This is a genomic window from Candidatus Avoscillospira sp. LCP25S3_F1, assembly GCF_052117125.1.
Lineage (GTDB): Bacteria > Bacillota > Clostridia > Oscillospirales > Oscillospiraceae > Avoscillospira_A.
Genome location: NZ_JBQKJT010000027.1, coordinates 1 through 14,082 on the forward strand (window position 1 = coordinate 1; position 14,082 = coordinate 14,082).

The window sequence follows — 14,082 nt, forward strand, 5'->3', positions numbered from 1 at the left end:
TTCAGTGCTTCTTCCTTAAATTCTTTGCTGTAACGTTTCATTGCGATCCCCTCCGTCTCTGTTCGTTCAGTTTAACAGATTTTTGGGGAATTTGCGACTGCACTTACAGGGCACTACTCCAAATGGGATGGAACAGCATGAGCAGCAGACTGATCCGCAGCGTCTCCTTCACACCACCATTGCAGCGGGCACAATAGGCGCTCAAATAGGCCACCCATGTAACCACTACACAGATCAGCACCAAAATCACCCAATAGAGATTGCCTATCATCTCTCCACGGGCTATCATGCTTCGGAATACCAGTGCGTCCAGAACCAACAGTGCCAGCACTGCCAAAGCTACCAGCCACACCAGCGTGGAGCGCCTCCAATTCTCCAAAACAGCAGTCCAAAATGTACTCCAAATGTGGGATTCCCCCTTATGAATGCATCGGTATACCGCTGCATAGAGGGCAGTCGAGGAGGCTCCTATCGTAATAATCGGAATTGAGAACACCGCCCAGAGTAGACTGAGGCATATCAGGTCGAACACTTGAAACAAAAAAATCATCAGTGGACTTTCAAAATCAAACAAGCGTTTCATGGTTTCACTCCACGTTCAGAGTCTATACTCTCCGTCTTTATATGCAGAACTGTAAAGTTAAGGCTTGGTGTACTGGCGGAGCGAAGTAAACAGTACTTCATTATTTTCCGCAAACAGCTGAATGGACTTGCCGCTGACACCGTAGAGCCGCACGGTAAGCGCAGCCTGACCATCCAGATAAAATACGCCAACGGAACCCTCCTGGATGTAGGTAAACGCATAGGTTTCCCCCTGTATCAAATCTACCGCCGTCTCAGCAATCAGGGTACTGCCCTCGTTGAAGAGCAGTTGCACCTTGCCATCGCTGGGGGAAATGGAGATCAGCTTCTTCTTGTCGTCCTTGTCGTTATAATTGAAACTCAAACCAAAGGAACCTGTGCCGGAATAAGAAAACTCACCAGAGATCAAGAAGCTTTCGTAGCAGTGAAAGGCATCCTGATAGCTGTACAGTGAGCCAGCGGAAAGTGCAATGTGGGTTTCCTCAACTGCCAGGGGGCGGCGCAGTGAGAAGCTCTCCACCAGTGTATCCACCGGTGCCAGTGCCAGCGAGGAATCTTGGTTTTGTACCAACTTTTGAACCACCAGGTTTCCGGCCCAGCCCGACACATCCGAGGTGGAGGAAACCGACTCCGACCGACGGCCCCAGCCCACCATATAGTAGTTTTCCCCATCCTCCACATGTTTGGCGGCGTAGAACAGCTTGCCGTCCAGACGTGAAGGCTCTCCATAGGGACCATATGGTGTGGAGGCAGCAGCATACCAGAGAGTGTCGTCCTGGGCAGAGTAGGTCAGATACCAGGTGTCGCCTATTTTGAAGGTGTCGCTGCACTCCAAATTCCAGAATCCACCCTCCTCGTCGGTGAAGATGATGCCGTTATACTCCACACTTTGAAGATCCTTTCCCAGGGTAAACTTCAGAATACGGGCCTTCCCTGTCTGAGAGGCTGTCACCGTTAGGGTAATGGTTCCGGACTCGGCGTCGTAATACGCCTGCGGGTCACGAAAGTCGTTTTTCTGTCCCAACTCCTCCGGCGGTGTGATTTCCCAGCCCTCCATCTTTTCAAAGGCAGTGGGGGTATCCCCCACTGCCACCATGATTTTTTCTTTATATTCCATGGTCGGGGAATCGCTATGGCCTGTATAGAAGAGATAGTAGGTCCCATCCACCTTGACCACGGAGCCGGTGCCAATCCAGCTATCCTGTCCTCCAGAACGGGACGCCTCCAGAACTGGGTCGTCATATTCCGTATAAGTGAGGAAATCTGTGGTAGTAGCCAAATAGATCGAGTGGTTGAAGGAGTCACCGCCATCCTTCAAATAGTAGATATAATAGGTCCCATCCTCGTAGTAAGGCATGGGGTCGCCCACATAGGGCTGATCGATTCCATCCACTGCCGGGCGGAAAAAGGCGTTGTAGTCATAAGCCGCCTCCTGACTGCCCGGCGTCTTCAATTCAGAAAAGTCTTTGTCGTTGTCCGAATCTGCGATCTCGTCCCCAGTATCCCGATCCCAGCTGGCATAAAGTGTCAAGTCTGAACGTACTTTATCGGTCTCAATATCCCAGGGCTGTGTCAACGCCGCGTCCTGGTACCACCCCTCAAACACATATCCCTCCTGTGTCGGCACCTGGACAGGCTGTGCCGTCTGACCCGCTTTGACGGTCTGTGCCGGGATGTTTCCAGCCATCCGGCCGCAGTCAAACTGTACGGTATACTCCGCAAACATATCGCAGCCACACATCATTCCCATCAACAGGCAAGCGGACGCCACAAGGACGGGAACTCTTCGTCTTGCATTCATATTTACACCGATCCTTTCCGAATACCAAGTGAGAGGATGCCGGTTGGACATCCTCCCATTCGGTGCTTATTGGCTCATTCCCTTAGACCAGGCTCTCCTGATAGATGGTAATATTGGAAATTTCAATGGTTGTACTTCCCAGGGCTGCTGCGTCAGCAGAGCCAAACTGGAACAGCATTTCAAAATCCATATCCATGATGAGCGTGTCTGTTGTTCTAAAGGTGAAGGTCTGCTCCTCCGTGGTAAAGTCAATGTTCTCGGAGACTCTCGGGTCCCAGCCGCCCATGGGGTTGAGGTAGAATCCACAGGAGATGGGTTGGGATGCCTTGGCTGTAATTTCCACAGTGAAGTAGCTGTCGGCAGGCAGGGTGATGGGCTTTTCTCCATGGCCCAAAATAAGCTTGTTGTGCCAGTCCACCGTGCCGGCTTGGTCAATGCGATAGAAGAGGCTCCCATCTTCCGTCCAGATCGTACCCACACCCAGCTCGTTGTCCTCATCCGTGCCGTTGTAGGTGGTCCAGAAGTAATTCGGATTGGGGTTGGCCGCGATGCTTACACTGAACGAATCAATGGTCTTATTGGTCGTCAGGTCCCCGTCCACCGTGCCAAACTCGAGATTGGTAATGCGCAGGGTGTTGGAAATCGTACCGTTGGATGGTTCACCGAGCTGTAGACGGATGACCGGATCATCCACTGTGCTCTCCGCAGTAAAGATATTTGTGACTGCGGTTTCCTCGCCGCCTGTGAGGGACAGACTGTTGAAATTGGCTCTGGCCCCATCTGCCTGCGCCGCACTCTCCACCAGGCACTCCCCAATTTGGTCGCTGTCTGCCTGGACGGTAAAGCTGTAGTAGTATTTTTCTCCCTCCTGGATCGCAACGCCAGGCAGTGCCAGGTCCGCCTTGATGCTCCAAACTCCACCATCAGAGGGATAGGCATCAATGGTGATCTCAGCTGCCCCGCCGCCTGTTTTGGTACTGCCAGACGCTCCATCTCCAGCAGTCAGCGTAATGGCGCTTTGATCTGCCTCGGAGAAAGTATTGGCATACACAGGGGTCTTGGTCTGGGCGCCGGACAGTTCATAAATCTCGATCTTGTCGATGGTTACAGTGACGTTGTCCGGGGTGGTATCTCCAGGGTTGTCGGGGTTGGGCGTAATCTTTCCAAGGTTGACCAGCAGCTCTGCGCTGCTCTCTCCAGTGGAGGTAAAGGTCAGCTCCAGGGGAGCGATGTCCTCCCCGATCACCAAGTTGTATGCACCGCCCAATGTGTTCCCAGCGTTCTTTTCGTCCATTGCAAGGATGTGGGCGTAGGTCTCGGCAGTGGCCTTCGCCCAGACCTTCACCCGGTATTCCGCTGCCTTCAACGCCACGCCGGACTTTACCAGCTGGATATCCTGGTCACTCTTACCCGGGCTGTTGATCTGGAACACATAGGCGCCTTCCTTTTGCTCGCCGGTGGCATCGGCATTCTGGCCAATCTTTGCGGTCCAGCCGTGATCGTCCGGACTGTCCGGGGTGGAGAAATCCATCTCCTGGAGCACAGTAGCATCCCCGGTCTGCCGTGTCACCGTCAGGGTCGCATAGGCCTTGACCTCGGTGCCGCCAGAGGTGACGGCATAGGTCAGTTCGTATGTACCTGGGCTGTCCGGGGTGGCTTTTCCGTTGCTAAACTGCAACTCAGGCAGAGAAGTCACTACGATTTTGGAAGTAATGTCCTTTCCATTGACATCTACGGCGGAAACACCGGCCATAGCATCAAACTCGGTGCCTACTGCTACACTCTGATCCGTCACACCGGTGATCTCCGACGCTGTGCCTTCCCCGCTGCATGCGGCAAGAGAGAGCACCATGGACAGGGTCATCAGCAGTGCCAGCACCCTCTGAAACCGTTTCATGATTTTCTCCTCCTTTGTCAGGAATTGGAGGTAAAGCGATCATAAGCGGCTTGATAGACCTCCTGGATGGCGGGCAGGTTGGTCCGGTTGTTCAAGTCATCGGTGAAGGTCTGCCACTGGTCGTCCGACACGCCGCCGTTGAGCAGCCACTGAATGAGGTTGGTACGGATGTAGTCATTCAGATTGGACTCATAGCTGCTGAGGGTATTGAGTTCCTCTATGGTGAACTGCATGTTGGGGACTGGTTTCACATTCTCAGACACATAAGGATTGGCATAGGCCTCCAGGCGCTCCAGGCGCAGCTGGGCGCGAGGCTCCATGTGAACCACATGCTCCCAAGCATAGTCGGAGAGATAAACGGGACCCAGAGGTGCATTTTGCAAGCGAAGTTCGTCAGCTGTCACATCGCCGGTCAGTTCCTTCTGCTGCAGCATACCGTTCTCGTCCAGTTCCTCCTCGTAGACAATACCGATGGGGCCGTAGTTGATCTGCGCGGAAATCAGCGGATCGTAGTACCGGTCAAAGTAGGCCAGCAGCACTTCCACATTTTCCACACCGTTGAAGAAGACAACCTCGCCGGTGCTGATTTCAGGGTTGTTAGAGACACTAATGGTCTGATCCCCGTTGGGACCTACCAAGGGAGCGCATACGATGTAATTTTCCGGGTTGGAGACGACGGTCTCGCTTTCCCACCAGTAGAAAGCGCCGTAAGTTTCTGTACCCTTACCGTTAGCCAGGAAGTTATCCTGAGACTGCTCGAAGGACACAGGATCGATCAGACCTTTGCTGACCCAGTCTGCAATAAAGTTGGTGGCCTCCTTGAAACGCTCATCCTGCACGGTGTAGGTTACGGTCCACCGTGGTAGACACTGTCAGTTCTGCGGCGCTTTCGCCGCCGTAGACAACCTGCTGCACCTCGATATCCACCACGCCCTCCGGCAACGAACCGGTCCAGACGCCGTTGTTGAGGTCGATGGTGACGGTGGGTTCCGACTTGTCCAGCCATACGGCCTCGGCAATGTGGAGCGTCAGCCGTTCCGGATGGTCCACAAAGTAGAGACTTTGGAAATAGAACGTGTAAAAGCCTGGATGCTCGGCGTCACCGGAGGCCGACACCATGCCGTCCTGCTGGTCGTACACCGTGCCGTCGGAGGCCGTAAACCAGAAGTCCAGGGATTGGAGCCAGGCCGTATTGGCCGGGTCGCCGTCCAGATACAGGAGGGTTCTGGTGGGGGTCAGCTCCAACCGGTCCACCAGCAGCTGTTGGCCGTCCAGGTCCACCCACTGTTCCACGGGAACCACCACGGCCTTGGCCGTTTTCTCCGGGTCCAGATGGATGGAAAAGCTGCCGACGCCGTCCAGTGCGACGCTGTTTCCGGTCTCGGTGATGCGGCGCAGCGACAGTTCCAGAACCAGCGTTTCCGGCAGGTCCAGGTCCTTGCAGTGAATTTCAAATTGTTTCAGGTCTCCGCTGGAATCGCCGCTGATGACGGAGTAACCATGGAGCGGTGTACCGTTTCCGTCCAGTAAATCACAGCTGGCCCGGTAGTTACCGGGGCCGACGGTCCGGTAGAACACCACGATCTGCTGCTGATCGGCAATGATGTATTCCACCGTTACCGTCACACCGCCGATGGTCTGGGTCTGGCCCACATATTGTACAAAGTCGTGCTCCACCGCCGCCGACAGGCTGGGGGAGAGGGCCACCGCTGCCGCCAGTTCCCGCAAAATGGGAACACGGCCGCAGGCAAGGGCAAAGGTGGGCATGGTGTTGACGGCCAGAATAAACGCGGCGCAGACACCGGCCAGACTGCCCAGGGAAATGCCGAAGCCACGTCCCAGCCGGCGGTGTCTGGCCCGCTGCCTGGCCCGTTGGGCCGTGCCGTCCAGTTCCGGCGGCAGCTGTTGCAGCTGCTGTTTCAGTTCCCAAAATTCCTGTTGTCGGTTCATGATGCTCCCTCCTCTGCCGTCAAGTCCAGTTTGAGCAGCGACAGGGCTTTTCGCTGCCGGGTGACCACGGTGCCCCGGGGGATGGACAGGGCCGTGGCCGTCTCCTCCAGCGTCAAACCCGTGAAGTACCGCAGAATGATGACGTCCCGCAGGGGTTCCGGCAGACGGCGAATGGCCTCTTTCAGGGGCAGGGCGTCATACTGCTCGCCCGCCGTCTCCGGCAGCGTCTCCACGGCCAGCTCCCGCTTCCGCCGCCGCAGCTCGTCGCGGCAGACGTTGATGAGAATGCGAATGAGCCATGTTTCAAAATACTGGGGCTGACGCAGCTTCTTGTGACTGCGATACCCCTTGTACACCGCCTCATCCACGGCATCAATGGCGGCGGCTTCGCCGCCCAATGTCAGCAGGGCGATGCCGTAGAGCTTGCCACGCAGCGCTTCGGCGCGTTCCAGATAGTCCAGCTCGGTCAAGTCCATCGCCTCCCTTCTGCCCATTAGACGGAGCAACGGGCCGGTTTGATTGCGAAAAGGAGAATAAATTTCAGTAAGGCCACCAAGTACAGAACTTGGCAGCCTTACTGAAATTCAACGATATCATTGGGTGTGCAGCCGATGATTTTGCATAGCCTTTCCAGCGTAATCATGGTAATATTTTTCCCTTTTTTCAGAGAATCCAAGGTTTTATTATCGATGCCGCCCTTTAGAAGCTGGTATTGTGATACTTGCATCCGTTCCATGGTTTTCCACAGCGGGTTATAGTCAAAGATGATACTCACCCCCAAAAGGGTTTTAGAAAATACGACGGAATAGAGGGGATTTCTTAAAAAGGCCGGTACCCGCAAGGGTACCGGCCTCGGTTGTGATTGGCTTAGTACATGCCGCCCATGTCGGGGGCAGCAGGAGCCGGAGCGGGGGGCTCGGGCTTGTCGGCCACCAGGGACTCGGTGGTCAGGACGCAGCTGCTGATGGAAGCGGCGTTCTCCAGCGCGGAGCGGGTGACCTTGGTGGGATCGACGATACCGGCAGGAATCATCTCCACATACTGCTCGGTGTAGGCGTTGTAGCCATAGCCCACCTTGCGGGAGCTCTTGATCTTCTCGAAGACCACGGAGCCGTCCACACCGGCGTTCTCAGCGATCTGACGGATGGGGGCCTGCAGGGCCTTGGCAATAATCTGGGCGCCGGTCTTCTCGTCGCCCTGGAGCTTGGCAACCAGCTTCTCCACAGCGGGGATGGCGTTGACGTAAGCGGTACCGCCGCCGGCCACGATGCCTTCCTCCACGGCGGCGCGGGTGGCGTTCAGGGCGTCCTCGATGCGGAGCTTCTGCTCCTTCATGGCAACCTCGGTCTGGGCGCCGACCTTAATGACGGCAACGCCGCCGGCCAGCTTGGCCAGACGCTCCTGGAGCTTCTCCTTGTCGTACTCGGAGGTGGTGACCTTCAGGGTGGCCTTGATCTCGTTGACGCGGTCGGCAATGGCCTTGCTGTCGCCCATGCCGTCGACAATCACGCTGTTGTCCTTGGAGACCTTCATCTGACGGGCGCGGCCCAGATCGGGGATGTCCACTTCCTTCAGGTCCATGTTCAGATCGGAGGAAACATAGGTGCCGCCGGTCAGAATGGCAATATCCTTCAGCATCTCCTTGCGGCGGTCGCCGAAGCCGGGAGCCTTGACGCAGACGCAGTTGAAGCTGCCGCGCAGACGGTTCACCAGCAGGGTGGACAGGGCGTCGCCCTCCACGTCCTCGGCAATAATGACCATCTTCTTGCCGGCCTGGACGATCTTCTCCAGAACAGGCAGAATCTCCTGGATGGTGGAGATCTTCTTGTCGGTGATGAGGATATAGGGGTCGTCCACGACGGCTTCCATCTTCTCGGTATCGGTGACCATATAGGGGGAGATATAGCCGCGGTCGAACTGCATACCTTCCACGACCTCCAGACCGGTCTCAGCGGTCTTGGACTCCTCAATGGTGATGACGCCGGAGGAGGTGACCTTCTCCATGGCCTCGGCGATCAGCTTGCCGATCTCCTCGTCGCCGGAGGAAACGGCGCCGACACGGGCGATGTCGTCGCTGCCCTTGATGACCTCGGAATTGGCCTTGATGGCCTCCACGGCGGCGGCAACGGCCTTCTCGATGCCCTTGCGCATAACCATGGGGTTGGCGCCGGCGGTGACGTTCTTCAGGCCCTCGTGGATGATGGCCTGGGCCAGAACGGTGGCGGTGGTGGTGCCGTCGCCGGCCACATCGTTGGTCTTGGTGGCCACTTCGCGGACCAGCTGAGCGCCCATGTTCTCAAAGGCGTCCTCCAGCTCCACATCCTTGGCGATGGTCACGCCGTCGTTGGTGATGAGGGGAGCGCCGAACTTCTTGCCCAGCACCACGTTGCGGCCCTTGGGGCCCAGGGTAACTTTCACAGTATTTGCCAGCTGATCAATGCCGGACTGCAACGCCTTACGGGCGTCTTCACCATAAACAATCTGCTTTGCCATAATTTATGTGAACCTCCTAAAACTTACTCAACAATGGCCAGAATATCGGACTGCTTGACCAGGGTGTAGTCAGCGTCGTCAATCTTGACCTCGGTGCCGCTGTACTTGGCGACCACGACCTTCTGACCGGGCTTGACGGTCATTTTGACCTCCACGCCGTCCACCATGCCGCCGGGGCCAACGGCTACAACCTCGGAGAAAGCGGACTTTTCCTTATTGGCAGTGGAGAGAATAATGCCGGACTTGGTGGTCTCCTCGGCCTCAATGGCCTTGAGCAGGACGCGGTCGGCAAGGGGAGTCAGTTTCATGTTGCGTACCTCCTAGAATCATCATACAAAGGAGCACGCCTGCGGGCGCGTCTCCTGTGGATTGGTTTTGTTGGTTTTAGCACTCATTTATCTCGAGTGCTAACAGTTATTATAATAAATCAGTTGTGTAAAATGTGCAAGAGGGAATTTTTCACAAAATACAGGTATTCTGGGCCGATATTTCTGATGATGTCCAAAAAGAGATGGAATATCTGATGATATCTTGATTTTCCTGCGTTCTTCTCCCGAAATCGCCGGGATGTCTCACCAGACCACGCCGCGGGGATGGACAAACCGGATTTTCTGCTCCGCCACGGAGAAGGTGACGTCCTTGGAAAAGAGCAATTCGCCGTCCAGATTGACGCCTTCGGGCTCGGGGCACTGGATGCGCAGGCTCCGGCACCGGTGGTGGCCGATGAGGTTGGGATACTGAGCATACTGGCCATGCTGATACCGGCCGATGGCGGCGGCCACGGTCATGCGGGTCACCGGCTCCACAATGAGCACGTCCAGGAAGCCATCGTCGGGCATGGCCTCGGGCACCGGATTGAAACAGCCGCCGTACCAGCGGCCGTTGGCGATGCAGACCAAGGTTTTCCGGCCGTCCAAAACCTGTCCGTCGTCCAGGGTGATGGTGTATTGGCTGGTGATGCCCCGGACGGTGTTGACCAGGGCCGACAGCAGATAGGCGCTTTTGCCCTTGACCAGGGGCAGACGCTTGTAATCGGCCACCTGGGTGCCGATGCGGGCGTCGAAGCCCATGGAACAGATGTTGATGGCGTAACGGTCGCCGTTGACGGCGATGACATCGAATTCCGCGATCTCCCCATCCAGCAGCAGGGGCAACTGGCGGAAGGCGTCGGGGTCGGAGAAGACCTTGATAAAATCGTTGCCGGTGCCCTGGGGAAAACAGGAGATGGCGGCGTTGGGAAAGCCCATGACGCCGTTGACAATCTCATTGAGGGTGCCGTCGCCGCCGCAGGCGTAAATGCGCAGTTCCTCCCCGGTCTCGCAGGCGGCCCGGGCCAGTTTGGCACAGTGGCCGGGGGCACGGGACACGACCACCTCGTATTCGTCGCTGCGGCCCACAAAGGCAGCGGCCACGGCGGCGTTGACGGTGCCGGTGCGGTCGGTTTTGCCGGCGGCGGGGTTGACAATAAACAGATGCTTCATGGCAGACGCTCCGTTCCACTCAGAAATACATGAAGAGGTTACACTGGATCATGCCGTTGTACAGCTTGCGCTTTTTGTCGGCCTTGCGGCCGAAGTACCGCTCGAATTCCGGTTCGGAGCTGATGAGATACAGCTTCCAGCCGTCCAGGTTCTTGAAGTAGCGGCCGTACTGCTGGTACAGTTTTTGGGCGCTGCGCTGTTCCAGCATCCGTTCGCCGTAGGGCGGATTGCAGACAATGATACCACCGCCCTCAGGCAGGGTCAGACGGGTGGCGTCGGCCTCGGAGAACTGAATATACGATTCCATACCGGCCTTTTTGGCGTTGGACTGGGCAATGGCAAGGCTTTGGGGGTCGATGTCGCTGGCAAATATCCGATAGTCGCCCCGGTATTCCCGGTCCATGGCGGCGGTGCGCTCCTGCCGCCACACCTCCACCGGTACCTCCCGCCACTTCTCGGCGGAGAAGCCCCGGCCCAGGCCGGGGGCCCGGTTCAAGGCCGCCATGGCGGCCTCAATGACGATGGTGCCGGAGCCGCAGAAGGGGTCTACAAAGGTGTCCCGGCCCCGGTAGCGGGCCAGATGGACCATGGCGGCGGCCAGGGTTTCCCGCAGGGGAGCATCGTTGCCCACGGCCCGGTAGCCCCGCTTATGCAGGCCCGCGCCGGAGGTATCGAGATACAGCTCCGCCATGTCCTTCATAATGGAAAACTGAATCTGATACGTCTGACCTGTGGCGGGCAGGTGCTGCAAATGGTACTTGCCGCCCAGCCGTTTCGCCACGGCCTTTTGAATCATGGCCTGACAGGTGGGGACCGAGTGGAGCTTGGAGTTGAGGCTGTGGCCCTTGACGGGGAATTTGCCGTCCTTGGGGATGAAGTCCTCCCAGGGCAGGGCGGCTACGCCGTCAAAGAGGGCGTCCCAGGTATCGGCCCGGAACGCGCCCAGCTTCAGCAGGACCCGTTCGCCCATGCGCATGCGCAGATTAGCCCGGGCCATGGTGTCCCAGCCGCCCTCAAAGTAGACGCGGCCATTTTCCACCTGGACGTTCTGGGCGTCCATGCGGCGCAGTTCATCGCCCACCAGCCCCTCCAGGCCGAAGAGACAGGGAACGCAGAAGGTAAAGTTGTTCATAGTCATAAAATCCTTTCCGGCCGGTCAGACGGCCCGCAGCAGACAGGAGAACAGATATAATACGATCAAAACTCCCACGTTCCACAGGGTGAACGTGCGGAAATAGGGCTTTTTCAGCGCGGCATCCTTGGCGGCGATCTGCTTCCAGGAGATCAGACTGGCCATGGAGGCGATGAGGGTGCCCAGGCCGCCCAGGTTGGTGCCGATGAGCAGGGCCGGGATATTGTCGGTGTAGTTGGACAGGAGAATGGCGGCGGGGACATTGCTGATGACCTGACTGATGAGCACCGACAGGGGCAGCTCCCGCCCGGCCAGGGCGCCGCTGAGAAAGACCTGCAATTCCTCCAGCCGCTTGATGTTGCCCACGAACACAAAGAAGCAGACGAAGGTCACCAGCAGGGCGTAATCCACCCGCCGGAAGAGCCGCCGGTCCAGCACCAGCACGGCAATGGCAACAATGACCAGTACCACCGGCTTGGACAGCACACCGGCCACCGTCAGCAGACAGAGAATGAACAGGGCCAGATAGGCCCAGACATACCGCATCCGCAGGGCGGGCAGCGTGTTGGCGGGGACCGTCACGGCTTTGGCGGGGAAGCGCACCACGGTGGAACCGGCCAGCAGCACGCCTGCCGCCGCGCCGTAAGGCAGGAGCAGCAGCAGAAATTGACCCAGACCTAAGCCGGAGATGGAGTAAAGATACAGGTTTTGGGGGTTGCCCATGGGGGTGATCATGCTGCCCAGGTTGCCGGCCATGGTCATTAAGGTGACGGCCAGACAGAGCCGGGAGGACAGGCCCGCCGTCTCCAGCAGGAAGATGCCGAAGGGGACAAAGGTGATGAGGGCCACGTCGTTGGTGATGAACATACTGCTGAAAAAGCAAAGGCCCACCAGCGTCAGCACCACGCCCCGTGCCGTGCGGACCCGGCCCAGCAGCTTGTGGCCGATGGATTCAAAGACGCCCTCGGCCCGGAGGCCGCCCACAATGAGCATCAGACAGAACAGCAGGATCAGGGTGTTCCAGTCGATGTACGACAGGTACTTGCCGTCCGGCGGCACCACAAAGCAGGAGACCACAGCCAGCACCGCCGCGACCGTCAGGACCACATCTTTTTTGACAATGGAAAGGAATTTGTTGAACATGGTTTCGATTCTTCTCTTTTCTCTTGGGATTCAACGGCCATTCTATCATAGAAACATGGAAAAAACCATACGGTGTGTCAAATTTGTAAAATTTCTTTCTGTCAGTCTTTACGCATTGGCAAACGGCGCAAAACATAGTAAAATAACTGCGAGGCAAATTGCCGACGGAAGGAGTGAAACCAAATGACAGCGATGGTATATACCTGGCTGGCCGTGGCCATTGTCATGGGCATTGTGGAGGGCGTCACCTATGCCATGGTGTCCATCTGGTTTTCGGGCGGCGCCGTAGCGGCCATGATTGCGGCGTTGCTGGGCCTGAATTTCAAGGTGCAGCTGGTCTGCTTTGTGGTGGTGTCGGCCATTCTGCTGGCCTGCCTGCGGCCTCTGGCCAAAAAGAAGGGCATCCAGAAGCCCCTGCCCACCAACGTCCACCGGATGATCGGCATGGTGGGTATCGTCACCGAGGACATTGACAACATTGCCGCCACCGGCGCCGTAAAGCTCAGCGGCGTGGAGTGGAGCGCCCGCACCCGCGACGGCCACAAGGTCCCCGCCGGAGATCGGGTGAAGGTGGTGGCCATCGACGGCGTCAAGGTCATTGTGGAGCCGGTTGCCGTTCTGGCAAAGGTATAAAATCCGATTTTTGAAGAAACAAGGAGGAGAAAACTATGGTAGGTTATATTGCACTGGCGATTCTGGCCGTGGCGGTGCTCATTCTGATCATCTCCAATGTCCACATTGTCCAGCAGTCCAAGGCCTACGTCATCGAGCGCCTGGGCGCGTTCTCGACGGTTTGGGAGGTGGGTCTCCATCTGAAAGTCCCGTTCATCGAGCGGGTCGTCAAGAAGATCAGCCTCAAGGAGCAGGTCCTGGACTATCCGCCCCAGCCCGTCATCACCAAGGACAACGTCACCATGCAGATTGATACGGTGCTGTATTTCCAGATCACCGATGCCAAACTGTACACCTACGGTGTGGAGCACCCCATGAGCGCCATCGAGAATCTGACGGCTACCACCTTGAGAAACATCATCGGCGATCTGGAGCTGGACCAGACCCTCACCAGCCGCGACGTCATCAACACCAAGATGCGGGCCATTCTGGACGAGGCCACGGACCCCTGGGGCATCAAGGTCAACCGCGTGGAGGTCAAGAACATTGTGCCGCCGCAGGATATTCAGAGCTCCATGGAAAAGCAGATGAAAGCCGAACGCGACCGTCGGCAGGCGATTTTGCAGGCCGAGGGCGCCAAGCGCTCCGCCATTCTGGTGGCCGAGGGCGAAAAGGAAGCCGCCATCCTGCGGGCCGACGCCGAGAAGCAGGCGGCGGTGCTGAAGGCCGAAGGCGAGGCCGCGGCCATTCTGGAGGTCCAGAAAGCGCTGGCCGATTCCATGCGGATGCTCAACGAGGCCGCTCCCAACGATCAGGTCATCAAGCTCAAGGCCCTGGAGGCCATGCAGAAGGTGGCCGACGGCAAGGCCACCAAGATCATCATTCCCTCGGAGCTTCAGGGACTGGCGGGACTGGCTGCCTCTGCCAAGGAAGTTTTCAACGGATAATGCAAACAGGCGTGTTGCAAGGGAGCTTGCAACACGCCTGTTTT

14 protein-coding genes are annotated in these 14,082 nt (G+C 57.4%); 2 read left to right on the forward strand and 12 right to left on the reverse strand.

Annotated elements, in window-relative coordinates:
- Nucleotides 1-103: 103 nt before the first annotated feature.
- The 12 genes from ACTQ33_RS15545 to ACTQ33_RS15600 all read right to left on the reverse strand — a co-directional run bounded on the left by ACTQ33_RS15545 (nucleotide 104) and on the right by ACTQ33_RS15600 (nucleotide 12,479).
- The gene (locus ACTQ33_RS15545; RefSeq protein ID WP_441465445.1) at nucleotides 104-583 is read right to left on the reverse strand and encodes a DUF624 domain-containing protein; all 480 of its coding nucleotides are present in this window, start codon (nucleotides 581-583) and stop codon (nucleotides 104-106) included.
- Nucleotides 584-640: 57 nt separating this feature from the next.
- Nucleotides 641-2,383 carry an InlB B-repeat-containing protein gene (locus ACTQ33_RS15550; protein ID WP_441465446.1) on the reverse strand — a complete coding sequence of 581 codons (1,743 nt, stop codon included), beginning with the start codon at nucleotides 2,381-2,383 and terminating at the stop codon, nucleotides 641-643.
- Nucleotides 2,384-2,465: 82 nt separating this feature from the next.
- Entirely contained in the window at nucleotides 2,466-4,280 is a 1,815-nt protein-coding gene (locus ACTQ33_RS15555) for a hypothetical protein (protein ID WP_441465447.1), read from the reverse strand.
- A 17-nt stretch (nucleotides 4,281-4,297) separates the two neighbouring features.
- Complete coding sequence (locus ACTQ33_RS15560) at nucleotides 4,298-5,119, reverse strand: hypothetical protein (RefSeq protein ID WP_441465448.1); 822 nt, start codon at nucleotides 5,117-5,119, stop codon at nucleotides 4,298-4,300.
- Complete coding sequence (locus ACTQ33_RS15565) at nucleotides 5,109-6,230, reverse strand: DUF4179 domain-containing protein (protein ID WP_441465449.1); 1,122 nt, start codon at nucleotides 6,228-6,230, stop codon at nucleotides 5,109-5,111. The genes ACTQ33_RS15560 and ACTQ33_RS15565 overlap by 11 nt, the downstream gene beginning before the upstream one ends.
- Nucleotides 6,227-6,706 (reverse strand): sigma-70 family RNA polymerase sigma factor, encoded by a 480-nt coding sequence (locus ACTQ33_RS15570; RefSeq protein WP_441465450.1) that lies wholly within the window; start codon nucleotides 6,704-6,706, stop codon nucleotides 6,227-6,229. Before ACTQ33_RS15570 ends, ACTQ33_RS15565 begins: the two co-directional genes overlap by 4 nt.
- A gap of 98 nt (nucleotides 6,707-6,804) precedes the next feature.
- Nucleotides 6,805-7,071 (reverse strand): helix-turn-helix domain-containing protein, encoded by a 267-nt coding sequence (locus tag ACTQ33_RS15575; protein WP_441465451.1) that lies wholly within the window; start codon nucleotides 7,069-7,071, stop codon nucleotides 6,805-6,807.
- A gap of 26 nt (nucleotides 7,072-7,097) precedes the next feature.
- Entirely contained in the window at nucleotides 7,098-8,723 is a 1,626-nt protein-coding gene (gene groL / locus ACTQ33_RS15580; protein ID WP_441465452.1) for a chaperonin GroEL, read from the reverse strand.
- A 23-nt stretch (nucleotides 8,724-8,746) separates the two neighbouring features.
- Nucleotides 8,747-9,031: a co-chaperone GroES gene (locus tag ACTQ33_RS15585; RefSeq protein WP_441465453.1), complete on the reverse strand. Its 285-nt coding sequence runs from the start codon at nucleotides 9,029-9,031 to the stop codon at nucleotides 8,747-8,749.
- Between the two features lie 264 nt (nucleotides 9,032-9,295).
- A complete protein-coding gene (locus ACTQ33_RS15590; RefSeq protein WP_441465454.1) occupies nucleotides 9,296-10,204 on the reverse strand; it encodes a diacylglycerol/lipid kinase family protein in 909 nt (302 codons plus the stop codon).
- 19 nt (nucleotides 10,205-10,223) lie between these two features.
- Entirely contained in the window at nucleotides 10,224-11,336 is a 1,113-nt protein-coding gene (locus ACTQ33_RS15595; protein ID WP_441465455.1) for a THUMP domain-containing class I SAM-dependent RNA methyltransferase, read from the reverse strand.
- Between the two features lie 24 nt (nucleotides 11,337-11,360).
- Entirely contained in the window at nucleotides 11,361-12,479 is a 1,119-nt protein-coding gene (locus tag ACTQ33_RS15600) for an SLC13 family permease (protein ID WP_441465456.1), read from the reverse strand.
- 183 nt (nucleotides 12,480-12,662) lie between these two features.
- On the opposite strand from ACTQ33_RS15600, the gene ACTQ33_RS15605 reads away from it, so the two are divergent.
- Both ACTQ33_RS15605 and ACTQ33_RS15610 read left to right on the forward strand, forming a co-directional pair.
- Entirely contained in the window at nucleotides 12,663-13,112 is a 450-nt protein-coding gene (locus tag ACTQ33_RS15605) for an NfeD family protein (RefSeq protein ID WP_441465457.1), read from the forward strand.
- A 35-nt stretch (nucleotides 13,113-13,147) separates the two neighbouring features.
- The gene (locus ACTQ33_RS15610; protein WP_441465458.1) at nucleotides 13,148-14,038 is read left to right on the forward strand and encodes an SPFH domain-containing protein; all 891 of its coding nucleotides are present in this window, start codon (nucleotides 13,148-13,150) and stop codon (nucleotides 14,036-14,038) included.
- Nucleotides 14,039-14,082 lie beyond the last annotated feature (44 nt).

Coding starts and splice junctions, on each gene's coding strand:
- ACTQ33_RS15545 (WP_441465445.1), bottom strand. CDS start 583: ATGAAACGCTTGTTTGATTTTGAAAGTCCACTGATGATTTTTTTGTTT.
- ACTQ33_RS15550 (WP_441465446.1), bottom strand. CDS start 2,383: ATGAATGCAAGACGAAGAGTTCCCGTCCTTGTGGCGTCCGCTTGCCTG.
- ACTQ33_RS15555 (WP_441465447.1), bottom strand. CDS start 4,280: ATGAAACGGTTTCAGAGGGTGCTGGCACTGCTGATGACCCTGTCCATG.
- ACTQ33_RS15565 (WP_441465449.1), bottom strand. CDS start 6,230: ATGAACCGACAACAGGAATTTTGGGAACTGAAACAGCAGCTGCAACAG.
- ACTQ33_RS15570 (WP_441465450.1), bottom strand. CDS start 6,706: ATGGACTTGACCGAGCTGGACTATCTGGAACGCGCCGAAGCGCTGCGT.
- groL (WP_441465452.1), bottom strand. CDS start 8,723: ATGGCAAAGCAGATTGTTTATGGTGAAGACGCCCGTAAGGCGTTGCAG.
- ACTQ33_RS15585 (WP_441465453.1), bottom strand. CDS start 9,031: ATGAAACTGACTCCCCTTGCCGACCGCGTCCTGCTCAAGGCCATTGAG.
- ACTQ33_RS15590 (WP_441465454.1), bottom strand. CDS start 10,204: ATGAAGCATCTGTTTATTGTCAACCCCGCCGCCGGCAAAACCGACCGC.
- ACTQ33_RS15595 (WP_441465455.1), bottom strand. CDS start 11,336: ATGAACAACTTTACCTTCTGCGTTCCCTGTCTCTTCGGCCTGGAGGGG.
- ACTQ33_RS15600 (WP_441465456.1), bottom strand. CDS start 12,479: ATGTTCAACAAATTCCTTTCCATTGTCAAAAAAGATGTGGTCCTGACG.
- ACTQ33_RS15605 (WP_441465457.1), top strand. CDS start 12,663: ATGACAGCGATGGTATATACCTGGCTGGCCGTGGCCATTGTCATGGGC.
- ACTQ33_RS15610 (WP_441465458.1), top strand. CDS start 13,148: ATGGTAGGTTATATTGCACTGGCGATTCTGGCCGTGGCGGTGCTCATT.